The organism is Chelativorans sp. J32 (assembly GCF_000518985.1).
Lineage (GTDB): Bacteria > Pseudomonadota > Alphaproteobacteria > Rhizobiales > Rhizobiaceae > Chelativorans.
In genome coordinates, this window is the sequence record NZ_JAEQ01000029.1 from 1 (window position 1) to 16,227 (window position 16,227).

The following is a 16,227-nucleotide window of genomic DNA, read 5'->3' on the forward strand; positions in this document are numbered from 1 at the left end:
GGCACCGGCTCCGCCTTCGCCGAGGAATGGCAGACCTCCTCGGCGCATCTGGGCATCCTGCGCGCCGACCTGCACCTGATCAAGAGCTGGGACCTGCTCCTGGAAGGCCGCGTCCTGCACATGCCGGAGGCCGAGACCACCGACTATGGCGCGCTCGCCGCGCTCTACCGCCATGTCGGCAACAATTTCAAGGTCGGCGTCGGCTACAATTTCGGCCGCTTCTCCGACGACTTGCGCGACCTAACCCTCGACGACGAAGGCGTCTTCCTGAACATCGTCGGGAAATTCTGACCGCCTCTCTCCCCGCCGCCCAACAACACGCGGCGGGGCAGAGTTTGGCTGCGGTCCGGCCCCGCCCATCGCGCGCGCGCCAATGAAGCGGGCAGCCGCATGTCCGAAAACCGATTCCGGTTTTCGGGCCGATGCTGTAGAGCGCGATCTAAGCCACCATCTTGCATGCATATCCGATCTGCTCGACGTGACGATGGTCGGTACCGCAGCAGCCGCCGAGCACATTGATCTGGGGTTGGCGCTGCAGCAGGTCGCGGTATTGGGCGCCGAGCTCTACCGGATTGCCGTCGTCGAGATCGGGCGCCTCGTTGAGTTCCTGATGGCTGCGCTTCGATGCATTGGCACGCAGGCCGCGCACGCGCGCCGCCCAGGAGCCCGTGAGCACGCCGCCGAAATGGGTCGGATGGGCGCAATTGATCATGTAATATGCGGGCGTGTCGCCTGTTCGGCCGTCGACCTCCACGATCGCGTCCTTCAGGGTTTGACCGGTCGGCAAGCGGCCGTCTGTTTCGAGCGTGAAGGAAATCGCTACGGGCAGGCCGCATTTCTGCGCTGCGCGCGCGATGCCGACCGCCTCATGCGCGTTGGTCATGGTGATCGCCGTCACCATATCCGCGCCGGCTTCATCGAAGCTTCGGATCTGTGCAGCGTGGTAGTCCTCGGCTTCGGCTGGATTCATCACTTGGCCGGGATCGTAGCCGTCGCCGCGTGGGCCGACGCAACCGCTGACGACCATGGGCACCTGCGGCGTTGCGAACTCCTGGTGAAGTTCTCGCATCAAGGCGATCGCGTCGCGATTTGCCTCGGCGAGCGTCTCGGCTGAATAACCGAGCTTCTGTCCCCAATCGGCGCTCGCCCGCCAGGTCGGGCTCTCCAGGATGAAGCCGACGCCCTCGCGCTTCGCGATCTGCACATAGCGCACATAGTAGTTGCGGAGTGCCGCTCGGCCGTGCGGTTCACGCAGCAGGTCGAAGGCAGCGAAATAGGGCAGATTAAATCCGTCGTGAAAGATCAGCGTCGTCTCGATGCCGCCATCGGTGAGGAACAACCCGCCATCGAGCTGTGGCAGTCGGCTGCGATACTTCGTCATTGTTGTATCTCCGGTTCGTTCTATTGATCTCTAGGCGACCAGGCGGCTGCCCGGTGCGGCGATCCCGCATAGGTAATCATCCGGGCTCCGGGGATCGCGGATGCGATCGCCTCCTGCTGGCTGCGTGCGGCGATGCCGTCCCTGTCCCCCCACAGAACCAGCGTGGGTGCAGAAATCGCCGCGACTACCGGGCTGACATCGCCCTCCATTTGGCCCCGCAACGCCGATCGCCACACATAGGCTGGGACTTTCAGGCTTTCCGCCAGGACCGACGCAAAGAACTCCGGCGGCACGGGCCTTGCGAGCGTGCTTTGTTGAAACTCCCGCACGAATGCGGGATCCACCGGATCATTGAGTGTAGCGACGCCCTGGTACCAGAGCGCCTCGACTTCGGGATTGCCCTTCAGCGTCGTGAAAGCACCGAGCAGGACGAGGCCGCGCGTGCGCTGCGGATGGTCGATGGCAAAGCGCAGTGCAACCTGGCTTCCCATGGAGTGCCCGGCGATCACTGCGGAACCTATGCCGATCGCGTCCATGAAGGCGGCGATATCCGCAGCGAGCACGCCCGTGTCGTAGCCTGAGCGAGGCTTGTCGGAATCGCCATGGCCGCGCTGCGAGACGGCGAGCACCCGCAGACCTGCAGGCAGTGCCTCCAGCAGCAGCTGGAAGGAGCGCCAGGAGTCGGTGTAGCCGTGTAGCAACAACAGCGGCACACCAGATCGATCACCGGATTCGACGTAGTGAAGATCGATACCCGAAGCCAGCGTGACAGTCTTGGAACGAAACGCCATGTCAGTGGCCTCCATCGCGCTCGGGGCATGTGAGATAGCGAGGCCCTACGCACCGCAGCCCGATATCGCGCAACATGCGCTCGTCCAGAAGGGCGAGGGCACGCTCCGACCGTCGGACCGACAGCAGCTGCGCGAGTGGAGCCGTCAAACGCCGCAGCATCGCTGAGGCGGGGCGGAAGACATTTGATCCTCTGGCGGCACGCGCAGCAGCGTGACCGCACATCATCATGGTGCTCACGATCTCCTCCAGTGATAGAATGGGTTCTGGGATGGCCGCCGGGCGGTCGATCCGGCAGAGGTTGGGAGCGTCCCGCTCACCTCTGCCAGGGCGCTAAGGTAAAGCGCCGACCGAAGGGCGTGAATGACCGGACCGCCGGATCGATTGACCGAGTGACCGGAGCCTGAGACAGAAATGGACGCACTTTCAGACCTGCTACAGGCCGTGAGACTGACTGGCGGCGTGTTTCTCGACGCCCACTTCACCGCGCCCTGGTGCATCGCGTCGAGGATCGATCCCGAAGACTGCCGGCCATACCTGGCCACCCCGCTCCAGGTCATCGGCTACCACTATGTGGTGGAAGGCCGGATGCTGGTCTCGACCGATGAGAAGCGTGCGGTCGAGGTGCGCGCGGGAGAGATCGTGCTTCTGCCGCGCAACGATCTCCATTTTTTGGGCAGCTCCATCAGCCGCAAGCCGATCTATGCCCACGATCTCATTCAAGCTTCGGGCCCGGGTGGGCTCGCACGGATCGTCCATGGCGGCGGCGGGGAACATACGCATATCGTCTGCGGCTTTCTCGGCAGCGATCAGCAAGGAAACCCGCTTCTCGCCACCTTGCCGCCCATCCTGAAGGTGGACATGACCCAGGCAGGCTCGGCCGACTGGATCGAATCCTCGCTCCGTTTCGCCATTGGCGGCCTGCGGGACGGAAAGATCGCGACTGCAACCGTGATGCGCAAGCTTTCCGAATTGATGTTCGTAGAGGCTGTCCGCCGTTACGCCGAATCGCTCCCGGACGAACGAAGAGGGTGGCTTGCCGGCGTCCGTGACCCCTGCGTCGGACGCGCGCTGAGCCTCCTACATGGGAAGTTCGACCATCCTTGGACTGCCGAAGCCCTGGCAAAGGAGGTCGCGATGTCCCGCTCGGCCTTTGCCGAGCGCTTTGCGGCACTCGTCGGGATGCCGCCCATGCGTTACGTCACGTTCTGGCGGTTGCAGGTGGCGAAAGAGAAGCTCCGCGATGGCCGCCAGCCAGTTGCGCAGATCGCCTATGAGGTGGGATATCAAGCCGAGGCAGCTTTTATCCGCGCCTTCAAGCGGGAATTTGGCGTTCCGCCGGCGACTTGGCGCAGGCAGGCGCATTAGTGAGGCAGTCGCATCATCGTCCGTGCAGCGGCTGCTTCATTGTCCGAGTGATGGCCCAACGCCCTGTCCAGTCATGACGAAAACAGGGGGATTGCCTTCGCGATCTCCAGGAGCCACGCCGGCGCCCATTCTGAAGGCGCGCGGGCCGAGCAGGCTCGATGCAGCCCACAGGGCGGGCTGCATCGAGGCAAATCTCTGTCAATCGGCCAGTGTCAGCGAGGCGTAGCGGCCTCGCACACCTTCAGGGCCGGTCACGAAGTTGTCGAGCTTGGCGCTCGCGACTGTGACATAGATCGGCCGGGCGAGCGGCAGGATCGGCAGATCCTCCATGGCGATCTGCTGAAAGCGCTTGAACAACTCGGCGCGTTTATCCTCGGCAGGCTCGCTGGCAGCCTTGTCCAAGACCTCGTCCATTTCCGGGTTCTGGTAGTTGGAAGCGTTGACGAAGGGCGTTCCTTGCGCGATCGCGGCCGAGTGGTAGAAGCGCTGCGATCCGATCGAGGGATCGGCCGTCACCGAGGCCGGGAACATCGAGATATCGAAATTGTACTCGCCATAAACCTGCCGGATGAAGGTCGGCACGTCGGCTGCCTGCAATTCGAGATCGACGCCGACCTTGCGCAATTGCTGGCGCAGGAACTGACCGGCGCGGTCATAGGTGTCGCCCATGGCAGGCCAGATCAAGCGGAGCTTGAAGCGCATTCCGTCCCCGCCCTTGGCGAAACCCGCTTCGTCCAGCAGGGCTTCCGCCTTCGCGGGGTCGTAGGGATAGGCCGGCACGTCGGCGCTGTAAAAATGCGGCAGCGTCTGCGGAAGCGGCCCCGTGAGGACTTCCGCTAGATCGTACCAGACCGTTTTCTTCATCGCCTCGCGGTCGATGGCGTGCATCAGCGCCTTGCGCACCTCGATCTTCGCCAGATGCTCGTTGCGCAGGTTCAGTTCCAACACATCGAGGCTGTTGTTCATCTCGATGCCACGCGTTTCGACCTTGAAATTGGGGTCTTCCTGGAAGCGCTTCACCTCGTTGAGAGGGATCGGGCCGTCGCCGCCCAGATGCAGTTCACCGGCCTCGAAAGCCGCGACGCGGGCACTCGAATCGGCATAGATGCGGACGATCAGGCGGTCGATCACCGGTTTGCCCGCTTCCCAATAATCGGGGTTCCTTTCCAGGATGATGTGGCTGCCGCGCTCCCACTGCACGAACTTGTAGGGGCCGGTGCCGATGGGCGCGTTGTTGGCGGGATTCTTGAGCACGTCCGTGCCTTCATAGACATGCTTGGGCAGGATCGGCGATTCCCAGCCGGAAAGCGCAAACATGAGGGCGGGAGAGGGCTCGCTCAGCTTCAAGACGGCAGTGAGCGCATCCGGTGTTTCCACGGCGGTTACATTGGCGAAGACGCCACGGCCGCGCGGGTGATGCTGCTTCAGGATCTCCATGATGGAATAGGCGACATCGGCGGAAGAGAAGGGCTGTCCGTCGTGCCACTTCACACCGTCGCGCAGTTTGAAGGTGATCGTGTGCCCATCGGGTGCCACTTCCCATGAGGTCGCCAGCGCCGGCTGGGGCTTCAATTCGAAATCATAATCCAGAAGACCCTCGGTCATCTTGCTCGAGATCACCGTCACGGGGGAGGCCGTGTTGAAGGCGCTCAACATGGCATTGGGTTCGGGATTGATGGTCATGACGACCGTCTTGGCATCCTGCGCGAAGGAGGCTCCAGGGGCAAACATGCCCGCCAGAACAGTCGATGATCCCAGTATCAGGAGGTTGCGACGGGTGATGGTCGTGGCGGCAATGGACGGTTCACGCATTCGATTCTTCCCCTGGTTCTTTATGGATGCCGAACAACCGGTTCCTTTGAAACCGATATTGATGGTGGGCAACAAGGCTGCATAGCGCCCACAATTTTCCCTGATGGTTTTATTTTTTGGATTTCCGCCTTTTTCTTGCCTTTCGCAGGGATAGGAAACCTTCGTACCGCGTGGTTGACCCCGAAAGCGTCTGGGGCCAAACGTGGGAAATTCAGTGGGTGCCGGTTCGTGCGGCGAAAGGAAATACAGTTGACTGGCGAGGCACAGAGAGGACTCTTCAGGCAGGAACTTGGAGACGAGAGCAGAACGCTCGCTTCCGTGTTCCGGCGGGTGACCGAGGGGCTCACCGGCCGCGATCGGTTGACCGATGCACGCCAGAAGATCTTTCATGCGTGCGTCGACCTGCAGGGCCCCGACGACAAGGGGTATTGGCGCTTCATCACGGTGCGCGACGAAATCTTCGCCATCATCACTGAATGCGAGTTTGCCGAAGCCCGCGTGGAGCGGGTGGTGGACGAAGGCTTTGTCGAGTTCCACATCGTCATGAGCAGTCCGGTGGAGCTCAGCCTGTCCAAGCCCGACAGGGACGAGCGGAAATTCGACGAAGCAACGCTGATCGCCTGCCGCAACGCAGTCGACGTGGGTTACAGCGTTCATTTGTCGCCCGGCCAGACCAGCATGATCGGGATTTATGTGGATCCCGACCTGCTGCGGGAAAGTTTTGGCCTCGATGGCGGCGAGATCGCCGATATCCAGAAGCTTCTCAATCCGCAGCCAGGAACGATTACGGTTCTGGAGCAGAGGCTGACGACGGAGATCATCGGGTGCCTGCGGGAGATCCGGGCAATCGCTTTCACCGAACAGCGCGATCTGGTGCTCGCCGCGGCCAAGCTGCATGAGCTTCTTTATTTCATCGTGTCGGCGTTGCGCAGCCGTGAGAATGTCGACGACCCGTCGGTGGTGTTCACTCAGCGCGACCTGCTGATGTTCGAACGTGCGCGAGAGCTCCTCTCCACGCAGCTGGATAGGGCGCTCACCCTGCCGGAGTTGGCAAAGGAGCTCGGAACCAACGCCACCAAGCTCAAGAGTGGTTTCAAGCTGCTCTACGGCACCACGATCTTCAGCTATCGGCTGCGCTTCCGCATGGACCATGCAATGAAGCTGCTGGCGGAAGAGTCGATGCCCATCTCCCATGTGGCGCGCGCGGTGGGCTACGAGCGGCAGGCAAGCTTCACCTCCGCCTTCAAGGGGCATTTCGGCTTCCTACCGAAATCGGTGCGCAGGCTTCAGGTGACCGGCAAGCGGAGTGCAAAATAGCTCCGGTTTGAGGGGCCTGCAGAGCGTTCGCAGCTTCCCGGGCTGATTGCCGGAATTATCCGCCGCAAAGCGCAAAAAAATCCGAAACGCCGGGTTCCGGCTTCGACCTATAGTTGGCGCGTGTTCCAAAACTGGAAGGATATGATGAAGAACAGGATTTTCTCGGGCGCGCCATCCGAAGACTTTGCCGGTTACGCGAAGGCGGTGATCGATGGGGACCGGGTCTATGTCTCAGGCACGCTCGGTCAGGATGAAGATGGCGCGATCCCGGAGGATGTGGGCGCGCAGACGCGCAATGCGCTGGCGAGCATCGCCTCAGCCCTGGCCAAGGCCGATATGACGCTTGCCAATGCCGTGCAGGTGCGCGTGTTCATCACCGACGGCGCTTATCTGCGCGATGTGGCGGTGGTGCTGGGCGAGACATTCCGCGATATCCGCCCCACAAACACGCTACTGATCTGTCAGATCCCGACGCCGGGCGCGAAAGTCGAAATCGAGCTCACGGCCTCGAGGGCCTGAGCTGCTTCATCACCTGCAGAAGAAAGGCCGGCGAATTCGCCGGCCTTTTTCGTCCGAATGGGAAGTCTCCGCTTCAGCAGCTCTCCGGATCGTTGCACTCAAGCCGGAAGCTTGCGGACGACGATCGCCTTCTTGCGCATGAAGCGCATGAAACCTCCCGGTCCATAGCGCGTTCCGCCAAGGCCGGACACACCGAAAGCGGTCTTTTCCGCGCGGTCGCCGACGCCGCCCATCGTGTCGAAATCGTTGATCCAGAGGCCGCCGGCATTGATCCGGCTGCCGATCTCGATGGCGCGGGCTTCGTCGCCGATCACTGCGGCGCTCAGGCCAAATTCGGTATCATTGGCGAGCTTAACCGCCTCTTCCTCGGTGTCGAAGGCCATGATCGGGATGATCGGGCCGAAGGTTTCTTCCTTCATGATGCGCATATCATGGGTGACATCGACCAGCACGGTCGGCTCGCACCAGTACCCGCCATTGCGCTCGACAACCTCACCGCCGACCACAATCTTGGCGCCCTTCGTCACGGCATCTTCGAGATGTTCGCGCAGGATGCGCACCTGCTTTTCGAAGATGACGGGGCCGATATCGCCATTGATGTCGCCATCGTTCAGCGTCAAAGCGCGGGTGCGCTCGGCGATGCGGTCTCGCAACTCCTCGAATTTCGAGCGGTCGACATAGACGCGCTCGATGGCGCAGCAGAGCTGGCCGGAATTTTCCACCGAACCGCGCACGATGATCTCGGCCGCCGTGTCGGCATCCGCGCTCTTCAGCACCACAGCCGGGTCGTTGCCGCCGAGTTCGAGAAAGGCGGTCTTGAACTGGGCAGCCGCGCGCTGCTGCACCAGCTTGCCGGTGGGCACGCTTCCTGTGAAGACCAGCGTATCGGTGAGGTCGACAATGTTGCCGCCCGTCTCGCCGTCGCCTGCGAAATAGGCGAGCACGTCGCGCAGATATTCCACCTCCCTGATCGCCTTTTCAAAGGGCACGATGAAGCGGGGCGTCACTTCGCTGGGCTTGACCGCCACGGCGCAGCCGGCGAGCAGGGCGGTGATGGCATCGATCATCGACAGGATCAGCGGATAGTTCCACGGCGAGATGATGCCGACGAGCTGATGGGGCACATATTGCTGCTGGAAGCGCAGGCTCGGATCGGACGAGTTTCCAGCGGCCGGCGCAAGGGCGGCTTCGGCGGTGGCGCAGCGCATCTTGGTGATGCCGATGACACCTTCGAGTTCGGCGACAGACATGCCGTAGCGGCCGGTGTCCTCGGTGAGCGCGGCGATGATCGCCTCGCGGTGGCGATCGACGGCATCGCAGAATTCCAGCATTGCCTTGATGCGGCCCTGAAGGCCGATCTCCAGCCACTTTTCCTGGCCCGCGCGCAGCGCCGTACAGCGCTCCTCCATCTCTTCACGGCTGGGCGTGACGATTTCATAGTCCAGCTTGCCGTTGCGGGGATTTCGGACCTGGATCGTGCATGTCATCTTGTGCGCCTCGTCTGCCTCGTGAATATGCCGAGACTGATCATACGGATTTCCCGCAAATCCAAGCACGGGGGAGGGTGGAGCGCGGCAAATCTGCGGAAATCGAAAAACATTTCTCCATCGCCGAAAATCCCCATGGTTTGTGGGGGACCATGGGAGGATAAGATCGAGGGTAAAGGAAAGGGGCCGAGATCATGCAGAACTTCATAGAATCGCTGAAAGCGCGCGGCGAATTGCTGGTGGTGGAGCGCGAGGTCGATCCGCGCCATGAGCTTGCGGCCGTGGTGAAGGCCGTGCAGGCGGCGGGCGACCAGGCGGTTCTGTTCAAGAAGGTGAAAGGCAGCGATATGCCCGTGGTGTCGAACCTGTTCGGGAGCCACCAGCGGCTGGAGCGCATCATCAATGCCGGCGACAAGACTTTTTGCGAGCGCTGGATAGAACTCACCGATGCTTGCCTGGTGGCCAATGAGCGCGAGATCATGTCGCCCGCCGCAGCGCCCGAAACGGGCGAATTCGTCAGCGGCAGGCTGAGCGGCCTCCCTGGCATCACCTATCACGAGCGCGATGCCGGCCCTTATTTTACCTCCGCGATCTTCCTCGCCAAGGAGCCGGATACCGGCGTGCCCAATCTCTCCTTCCATCGCTCGATGTATGTGAGCGACAATGAATTGCGCGTGCGGCTGGGCTCCTCGCACGATCTGGCAAAATACCAAAAGAAGGCAGAGGAACGCGGCGAGGCGCTAGAGGCAGCTCTCATCCTTAGCGCGCCGCCCTCGATCTTCATGGCGGCCTGCGCGTCGCTGCCTTATAACGCCAACGAGCTTGCTATGGCGGCGTTGATCGACGGCGCGCCCATGAAGATGCGGCCGTGCAAGACCATCGACCTCGACGTACCCGCCTCCGCCGATATCGTGGTTGAAGGCCGATTCCTGCCCAATGTGAAGCGGCCGGAAGGACCTTTCGGCGAATTCATGGGCAATTACGTCGAGGTGGGCGACAATCATGTCTTCGAGGTGACGCATGTAAGCTGGCGCCCGGGAGCGGTGCTGCACGGTCTGCTGTGCGGCTCGCCGGAGGATCTGCGTCCGCTGGAGGCCGTGACTGCGGCGCGCATCTTCCGCCATGTGTCGGCGCAGGTGCCGGGCGTCATCGATGTCAGCTGCAAGCCCAATGTGATGATCACGATCATCAAGCTCCGGCGTCATTATGAGGGGCAGGGCAAGCATGCGCTGCTCGCGGCAATGGGCTCCTATCTCGATTACAACAAGGTTGTCATTGCGGTGGACGAAGATGTCGACATCTACAATCTCGACGACGTGATGTGGGCGTATCTGACGCGCGGGAGGGCTGACACGCGCGCGATGATCCTCAACGACATTCCCGGCTTCTATCGTGACGCGCACAAGGACCATTGGGGAAGGCTCGCCATCGACGCCACGATGCCCTGGGGCCGCGAGGCTGAATTCGCGCGCAAGACGGTTCCGGGCGAGAAGGATATCCGGCTCGCCGATTATGTCGCGCAGGGATAGGAGCGTTAAGTGCGGCGAACCTGTTCGTCGCGCCAGATTTCCTCGAGCCAGGTGAGGATGTCGAAGACCGGAAAGCCGAGCGCCTGTTCAAGCGCCGCGCGATAGGGCGGCAGATTGGTGCATTCCATCACGAAGGCAGCAGTCTGCGGAGCTTCCTCAAGGATATGCCGCGCGGCGGCGATCACGTCTTGCTTGGCGTGTTCGGGATCGAGTGGGACTGCCGGGCTGTTCGCTTCAGCACGCGATGGAGTTCCGTGCCGTTCTCCATGCCTGCAACAGGCGAATCCGGCGGGCAGCCGGCGGCCTCAAGATGGGCCGGCGTGAGGCTGCGCGAATCCATAGCCAGGATGCCGACAGGACCCGCGAATTCCTTCAGGCGGCGGCCACCTGAAACAGGCTGGAAGCGACGATCGGCGTCCCGCAGCCTTTCGCCAGATCGTCCTGATAGAAGACCAGGACGCCACATGACGTGGTGACGATCTGCGCCCCCTGTTCGATAAGCCTGTCGCGCGCGGCGAGGAAGCCGCCGGCGAGCGTCTCGTCCTGGCCCCTGCCGCCCATCACGCGGGAAACTGTTGCGGCCTCCACCACCTCGTAGACGACGTTGCCACGGAACGTTGCCGCATTGCCGATATCGCCCACCGGCCGGGGAAAGGCAGTGTTGAGCATGATCACGCCCATCTTGGGCAAGCTGGCACTGGCTATGGCCATCCTCGTGAAACTCCCTTGCGGCAAGCCGTATCGGCAATGTGCTCAGACCGGGAAAAGAGCACCATGGGTGCATTGTCTGACGTCGACATCGTTTTTTCTATTTCAGCCGAAAGTCCGGGCAGCACGGGAGGAGCCGGTTGAGAACGGCCGCGCAGGCTTTTAAAGACCACGCTGGTAGAGAGCGTCAGGCTCGGGAGGCGAGCGTTGAGCAGTGGCATCCAGGCGTCGGAGGCGAACGCCGGTCAATCGGGGGCGGAGGTTCTTGCGGGCCTGATCTCGGCCTGGAATGCCGGGCCGGTCTTTCATGTACCGGGTGAAGGAATTCTGGAGCTTCTTGATGCGCTCGACGGTCAGGCGGCCCCGGGCATCGATCTCGTTACCTGCCGGCATGAAGGCGGCATGGCTTATATGGCGCAGGCCTCGGGGCGGCTGAAGGGTACGCCAGGTATCTGCCTCGCCGCGCGGGCACCCGGAGCGCTCAACGCCACGCTTGCGCTACACACCGCGCAGACGGATGCAGCCCCGATGATCATGATCATCGGGCAGGCGGGCGGCGGAATCTCGGACCGCGACCCTCTTCTTGGCAGTGACCTTCCCGCGCTCTTTGCGCCAGTCTCCAAATGGGTGGCAGAGGTAACGGAAGCGCGGCGGCTACCGGAATATTTCGCGCGTGCATGGCATATGGCGATCTCGGGCCGGCCGGGACCGGTCGTGCTCGTCGTGCGCGAGAATGTCTGGGCGCAGGAGGTGGGCGATATCGCTGTTCTGCCGTGTCCGGAAAAGCCTATGCAGGAGATCGGCCGGGCCGATCTGAAGCGCATCACCCACTTGCTTTCGAAGGCGGAACGACCCCTGACAATCGTCGGTGGCAGTGACTGGGACGAAAAGGCCGCCGCCGATCTCGCGGCTCTTGCAGCAAGCTTGCATCTTCCCGTCGCGACCGCCTATCGCCGCCGTGACATGATGGACAACGACCATCCTTCTTATGTCGGCGAACTGGGCATTGCGGCCGACCGTGGCTTGCAGGAGGCCGTTCGCCGGGCGGATCTTGTGTTCGTGTTGGGTATGAAGCTCGGCGAGATCAACACATTCGGTGGCTCTGCCTTCGAAGGATTTTCGCTGCTCGACGTGCCGGTGCCGAAACAGGTGCTCATTCATGTGCATCCTGCGGCGGAAGAGTTGAACCGCGCCTATCAGGCGAGTCTTTCGGTCTGTGCCACGCCTTCGGCGGTGGTGCGGGCGCTGGCTTCGAGCGGGCTCCGACCGCGGGCGGAATGGGAGGTATTCCGTGCCGAATTGCGCGCGATCCGCGAAGCTTTCGCGAAAAGCGGTACCTGTCCGGGGCCGGTGGATCTCAAGGAGATCTGTGCCATTCTGCGCGCGGAATTGCCCGATGATGCAATCGTGACAGTTGGAGCGGGCTCCTATGCGCTCTGGCCGCAGCGTTATTTCGGGCATCGTCGGTTCGGCACGCAGATGGGACCGAAAAGCGGAGCGATGGGCTACGGCCTTCCTGCAGCCATAGGCGTGAAGGTGACCCAGCCGGAACGTGTCGTGGTGGCTCTTGCCGGCGATGGCTGTTTCATGATGCATGGCGAGGAACTCGCTACTGCGGTGCTCCATAATCTGCCGATCGTCACCATCGTGGTGAACAATGCGATGTTCGGGGCGATCAATGCCAGTCAGAAGCGTATGTTCGGCCGTGCGGTGGGTACGGAGCTTTCGCCGGTGAATTTTGCCGATTACGCGCGTGCGCTCGGCGCGGATGGGCATGTGGTGGAGGAAACGGGAGCGTTTCTGCCGGCGCTCCGCGCAAGCCTTGACGCGGGACGGCCCGCCGTAATCGATCTGCGCGTACCGCCAGAAGCGCTTCGCCCGGCATGACGAGAAGTCCGAGAATGCAATCCAAGGCCATCATCGTCGTCGGTTCAGGCATTTCCGGGCTCACCGCCGCCTATCGCCTGCAGCAGCAGGGACATCGCGTCACTGTTCTGGAGGAGCAGGGCCGGTTCGGCGGGCGCATGGGCGAGGGGAGGATTCGCGATATCCAGTTCGCTTACGGCGCTCGGCTGCTCTATCCGTTCAGCAAGCCGACTATAGGGCTGGTGCGCGAGCTCGGACTTCAACCTTCGCTGGTCCCGATCCGTAAGCTCGGAGCCGATTGCGGGCAGGGCGGCGAGAACTGGCGCATCGAACTGATGCCGGGCGTGCAAAGCCTTCTCACACCGGGCCTGTCCCTTGCGGAACGGGCGCGGTTCATTGCTTTTGGCGCGCGGCTTCTTGCGCTGCGCACGCGTACCAACCCCGATGACCTGACTTCAGCGGTCGAGTACGATGACGAGACGCTTGCCAGCTTCATTGCCCGCGTGCTGGGACCGCGCGTGCTCGAGCGGATGGTAGAGCCCACCTTCCGGGGAACCAGAAGCTGGAATCCGGAGGAAATCTCGGCCGCCTTCTTCATGTCGACCACGCCCCATCTCATCGGCCAGGATACGGTCTATGGTTTTAGGAAGGGCATGGGCGAGATGCCGCAGGCGCTTGCAGCCTTGCTCGACGTGCGCCTGAATTGCCCGGTGACGGCGATCGAAACGGGCGAAGGCAAGCCGCGCGTCACCTATCTCGCGCAAGGCCGGCAGGTGACGGAGGAGCCGGATCTCGTCGTCGCCGCGGTGGAAGGCAGCCTCGTCCGCGGCCTGGTGCACGGACTTGAGGCGGAAGACAGGGCGTTTTTCGAGGGCGTGCGTTACAATTCGCTGGGCATCGTGCATTACGCGCTCGGCTCGGATATCGCGCCGGCGATGCGGTTCTTCACGCGCGACACAAAGGGGCCGCTCTCCACTTATCAGCAGGTGCCTGCGCGGCCCGGCCGCCCCGCGCAGATCTATGCGCAATTGACGCCCGAGGCAGAACGCGAAGCCTTGGCTTCGGCCAATCCGCTCGGGTTTGACGGCCCGGTCGCCGAGCAGGTCAAGGATCTCTTGCCGGCTTTCGAAACCAATCGCGCCGACAGCTATAACCAGCGTATCGCCCGCAAGCTGCCGATCTTCTATCCCGGTTATGCGCGCAAGCTGCGCGCCTTTCTGGACCGGCAGGCTTCCCAGCCACGGCGGGTCTATTATTGCGGCGATTATCTCGCGCAGGCGTTGGTAACCGGCGCGGTGTCGAGCGGCATGGCGGTCGCGCAGGCAATCGCGCGTGACTGGGCATGAGCACCAAAGAGGACAGGCATGAGTGATTTTTCAAAGACCCGCGGCCTTTTCCACATGCCGCCCGGCGTCATCTATCTCGACGGCAATTCGCTCGGGCCCCTGCCGCTCGCCGCGCGCGAGCGGGTGGCGAAGCTGCTTTCCGAGGAGTGGGGCAGTCAGCTCATCCGCGCCTGGAACACCGCCGGCTGGATGCTGCAACCCCGCAAAGTGGGCGATCGCATCGCGCGCTTGATCGGCGCTGCAGAAGGCACGGTCGTAATGGGCGATACCCTCTCCATCAAGGTCTACCAGGCGCTTGCCTCCGCACTTGAAATGCGGCCCGGCCGGCGGGTTGTGCTTTCCGACAACGGCAACTTCCCGTCCGATCTCTATATCGCGCAGGGGCTTCTCAGATCGCTGGGGCCCGATTACGAGCTGCGTGTCGTGGACCCGGAAGCGGTGGAAGACACGATCGACGAGAGCGTCGCGGTGACGCTGATCACGGAGGTCGATTACCGGACGGGACGCCTGCACGATATGCGCAGGTTGACGGAAAAGGCGCATGCGGCAGGAGCCCTCACAATCTGGGACCTCGCCCATTCGGCTGGTGCGCTCGCCGTCGATCTTACCGCAGCAAAGGCCGATTTCGCGGTGGGTTGTACTTATAAATATCTGAATGGTGGACCGGGCGCACCGGCCTTCATCTATATTGCGCCGGAACATGCCGAGAGCGCTCGCCCGGCTCTCTCGGGCTGGATGGGACACGAGGCGCCCTTCGCCTTTGATCTCGATTACCGTCCAGCCCCGGGCATTGAACGGATGCGGGTCGGCACGCCGCCGATCGTCGCGCTGGCGGTGCTGGACGCGGCGCTCGACGTCTGGGACGGGGTGTCGCTGCAGGACGTGCGTGAGAAATCGCTCGCGCTTTCCAACCTGTTCATCCGCGAGGTCGAGGCGCTCGGCGCAGAGCTCACGCTTGCCTCGCCGCGCGAGGATGACCGGCGCGGCAGTCAGGTGTCGTTCTGTCACCCCGACGGCTATGCGATCATGCAGGCACTGATCGCACGCGGCGTGATCGGCGATTTCCGAGCGCCGGACGTGCTGCGCTTCGGTTTCACCCCGCTTTATATCGATGAGGAAGACGTGCTCAAGGCAGTCGCCATCCTGAAGGATGTGCTCGCCAACCGCCTCTGGGACGCTCCCGAATTCAAGCAGAGGTCCCTCGTAACATGACAACGCCTTACGATCCTTCCAGGGAAGGCGCCCAGATGTCGTTCGAAGGGCGGATGTCCTATGGAGACTATCTGTGCCTCGAGCCTGTGCTGAGTGCGCAGAAGCCCTTGTCGTCCGCGCATGACGAACTCCTGTTCATCATCCAGCACCAGACGTCGGAACTCTGGATGAAGCTTGCGATCCACGAGATCACCTCGGCCATGGGGGAGATTCGGCAGGATCGGGTGCAGCCGGCATTCAAGATGCTCGCCCGCGTTGCCAGCATCTTCGAGCAGCTCAACAATGCATGGGACGTGCTGCGCACCATGACGCCGAGCGAATATACACAGTTTCGCGGTTCGCTCGGCCAATCCTCAGGTTTCCAGTCCTACCAATACCGGATGATCGAGTTTCTGGCGGGCAACCGCAACCCCGCGATGCTGCTGCCGCACGCGCACCGGCCAGAAATTCTCGCCGCGCTCGAGGAGGTCTTGTCGAGGCCCAGCCTCTACGACGAGGCGCTTTTGCTTCTGGCGCGCAACGGCTTCGATATCGGCGCAGACGCCGAGCGCACCGACTGGCGCGAAATGCGCACAGAGAATCCGCAGGTCACCGAGGCCTGGAAGGCTGTCTACCAGGACCCCGAAAAGCACTGGCCGCTCTATGAGCTGGCCGAAAAACTGGTCGACTTCGAGGATTATTTCCGGCGGTGGCGCTTCAACCATGTGACCACGGTGGAGAGGATCATCGGGCTGAAGCGTGGCACGGGCGGTACGGGTGGCGTTTCCTACCTGCGCAAGATGCTGCAGGTGGAGCTTTTCCCGGAGCTCTGGCAAGTGCGCACACAGCTCTGATGTGGTGATCTATTTACGATGAAACATGCAGCCGCGCCCCACATGCCTTGCCAGGCGACC

Annotated in this window: 17 protein-coding genes; 10 read left to right on the forward strand and 7 right to left on the reverse strand. The window is 62.4% G+C overall.

What is annotated here, in order from left to right; translation table 11 throughout:
• The coding region (locus tag CHEJ32_RS27500; RefSeq protein ID WP_034658278.1) for a hypothetical protein at positions 1 to 291 on the forward strand (291 nt) is incomplete at its 5' end.
• Between the two features lie 148 nt (positions 292 to 439).
• On the opposite strand, the gene CHEJ32_RS0122220 is transcribed toward CHEJ32_RS27500, so the two are convergent.
• Together CHEJ32_RS0122220 and CHEJ32_RS25740 are read right to left on the reverse strand one after the other, a co-directional pair.
• Positions 440 to 1,381 (reverse strand): homocysteine S-methyltransferase family protein, encoded by a 942-nt coding sequence (locus tag CHEJ32_RS0122220; protein ID WP_028035748.1) that lies wholly within the window; start codon positions 1,379 to 1,381, stop codon positions 440 to 442.
• 20 nt (positions 1,382 to 1,401) lie between these two features.
• Positions 1,402 to 2,172 carry an alpha/beta fold hydrolase gene (locus CHEJ32_RS25740; protein ID WP_051469848.1) on the reverse strand — a complete coding sequence of 257 codons (771 nt, stop codon included), beginning with the start codon at positions 2,170 to 2,172 and terminating at the stop codon, positions 1,402 to 1,404.
• Between CHEJ32_RS25740 and CHEJ32_RS27505 the strand changes: the two genes are divergently transcribed.
• Positions 2,171 to 2,338: a hypothetical protein gene (locus CHEJ32_RS27505; RefSeq protein WP_198023905.1), complete on the forward strand. Its 168-nt coding sequence runs from the start codon at positions 2,171 to 2,173 to the stop codon at positions 2,336 to 2,338. The two genes, CHEJ32_RS25740 and CHEJ32_RS27505, sit on opposite strands and share 2 nt — an antisense overlap.
• Before the next feature lie 246 nt (positions 2,339 to 2,584).
• The gene (locus CHEJ32_RS0122235; protein WP_028035750.1) at positions 2,585 to 3,538 is read left to right on the forward strand and encodes an AraC family transcriptional regulator; all 954 of its coding nucleotides are present in this window, start codon (positions 2,585 to 2,587) and stop codon (positions 3,536 to 3,538) included.
• A 198-nt stretch (positions 3,539 to 3,736) separates the two neighbouring features.
• Here the strand turns inward: CHEJ32_RS0122235 and CHEJ32_RS0122240 are convergent, their stop codons facing one another.
• Positions 3,737 to 5,350, reverse strand: a complete 1,614-nt coding sequence (locus CHEJ32_RS0122240) for an ABC transporter substrate-binding protein (RefSeq protein ID WP_028035751.1) — start codon at positions 5,348 to 5,350, stop codon at positions 3,737 to 3,739.
• A gap of 249 nt (positions 5,351 to 5,599) precedes the next feature.
• Here CHEJ32_RS0122240 and CHEJ32_RS0122245 point away from each other — a divergent pair, with 249 nt between their 5' ends.
• Positions 5,600 to 6,667 carry an AraC family transcriptional regulator gene (locus CHEJ32_RS0122245; protein WP_028035752.1) on the forward strand — a complete coding sequence of 356 codons (1,068 nt, stop codon included), beginning with the start codon at positions 5,600 to 5,602 and terminating at the stop codon, positions 6,665 to 6,667.
• Between the two features lie 144 nt (positions 6,668 to 6,811).
• The gene (locus tag CHEJ32_RS0122250) at positions 6,812 to 7,186 is read left to right on the forward strand and encodes a Rid family hydrolase (RefSeq protein WP_028035753.1); all 375 of its coding nucleotides are present in this window, start codon (positions 6,812 to 6,814) and stop codon (positions 7,184 to 7,186) included.
• A 98-nt stretch (positions 7,187 to 7,284) separates the two neighbouring features.
• Here the strand turns inward: CHEJ32_RS0122250 and CHEJ32_RS0122255 are convergent, their stop codons facing one another.
• Positions 7,285 to 8,673, reverse strand: coding sequence for an aldehyde dehydrogenase family protein (locus CHEJ32_RS0122255; protein ID WP_028035754.1), 1,389 nt, complete (start codon positions 8,671 to 8,673; stop codon positions 7,285 to 7,287).
• Between the two features lie 194 nt (positions 8,674 to 8,867).
• Between CHEJ32_RS0122255 and CHEJ32_RS0122260 the strand changes: the two genes are divergently transcribed.
• Positions 8,868 to 10,202, forward strand: coding sequence for a UbiD family decarboxylase (locus CHEJ32_RS0122260; RefSeq protein WP_028035755.1), 1,335 nt, complete (start codon positions 8,868 to 8,870; stop codon positions 10,200 to 10,202).
• A gap of 5 nt (positions 10,203 to 10,207) precedes the next feature.
• On the opposite strand, the gene CHEJ32_RS25745 is transcribed toward CHEJ32_RS0122260, so the two are convergent.
• The 3 genes from CHEJ32_RS25745 to CHEJ32_RS25750 are packed head-to-tail and all read right to left on the reverse strand — an operon-like array spanning position 10,208 to position 10,913.
• Positions 10,208 to 10,387 carry a hypothetical protein gene (locus CHEJ32_RS25745; protein ID WP_034658984.1) on the reverse strand — a complete coding sequence of 60 codons (180 nt, stop codon included), beginning with the start codon at positions 10,385 to 10,387 and terminating at the stop codon, positions 10,208 to 10,210.
• Positions 10,384 to 10,542 carry a hypothetical protein gene (locus CHEJ32_RS27265; protein WP_156936776.1) on the reverse strand — a complete coding sequence of 53 codons (159 nt, stop codon included), beginning with the start codon at positions 10,540 to 10,542 and terminating at the stop codon, positions 10,384 to 10,386. Before CHEJ32_RS27265 ends, CHEJ32_RS25745 begins: the two co-directional genes overlap by 4 nt.
• A gap of 32 nt (positions 10,543 to 10,574) precedes the next feature.
• Positions 10,575 to 10,913 (reverse strand): hypothetical protein, encoded by a 339-nt coding sequence (locus tag CHEJ32_RS25750; RefSeq protein ID WP_051469849.1) that lies wholly within the window; start codon positions 10,911 to 10,913, stop codon positions 10,575 to 10,577.
• 204 nt (positions 10,914 to 11,117) lie between these two features.
• Here CHEJ32_RS25750 and CHEJ32_RS25755 point away from each other — a divergent pair, with 204 nt between their 5' ends.
• Genes CHEJ32_RS25755 through kynA form a run of 4 tightly spaced genes read left to right on the forward strand, consistent with a single transcriptional unit; the run spans position 11,118 to position 16,167 of the window.
• Positions 11,118 to 12,797 (forward strand): thiamine pyrophosphate-dependent enzyme, encoded by a 1,680-nt coding sequence (locus CHEJ32_RS25755; RefSeq protein ID WP_198023906.1) that lies wholly within the window; start codon positions 11,118 to 11,120, stop codon positions 12,795 to 12,797.
• A gap of 14 nt (positions 12,798 to 12,811) precedes the next feature.
• The gene (locus CHEJ32_RS25760; protein WP_051469850.1) at positions 12,812 to 14,122 is read left to right on the forward strand and encodes an NAD(P)/FAD-dependent oxidoreductase; all 1,311 of its coding nucleotides are present in this window, start codon (positions 12,812 to 12,814) and stop codon (positions 14,120 to 14,122) included.
• A gap of 18 nt (positions 14,123 to 14,140) precedes the next feature.
• On the forward strand, positions 14,141 to 15,334 hold the full coding sequence (kynU, locus tag CHEJ32_RS0122280; RefSeq protein WP_028035756.1) for a kynureninase: 1,194 nt from the start codon (positions 14,141 to 14,143) through the stop codon (positions 15,332 to 15,334).
• Positions 15,331 to 16,167 (forward strand): tryptophan 2,3-dioxygenase, encoded by an 837-nt coding sequence (gene kynA, locus CHEJ32_RS0122285; RefSeq protein WP_028035757.1) that lies wholly within the window; start codon positions 15,331 to 15,333, stop codon positions 16,165 to 16,167. Before kynU ends, kynA begins: the two co-directional genes overlap by 4 nt.
• Positions 16,168 to 16,227: the final 60 nt, after the last annotated feature.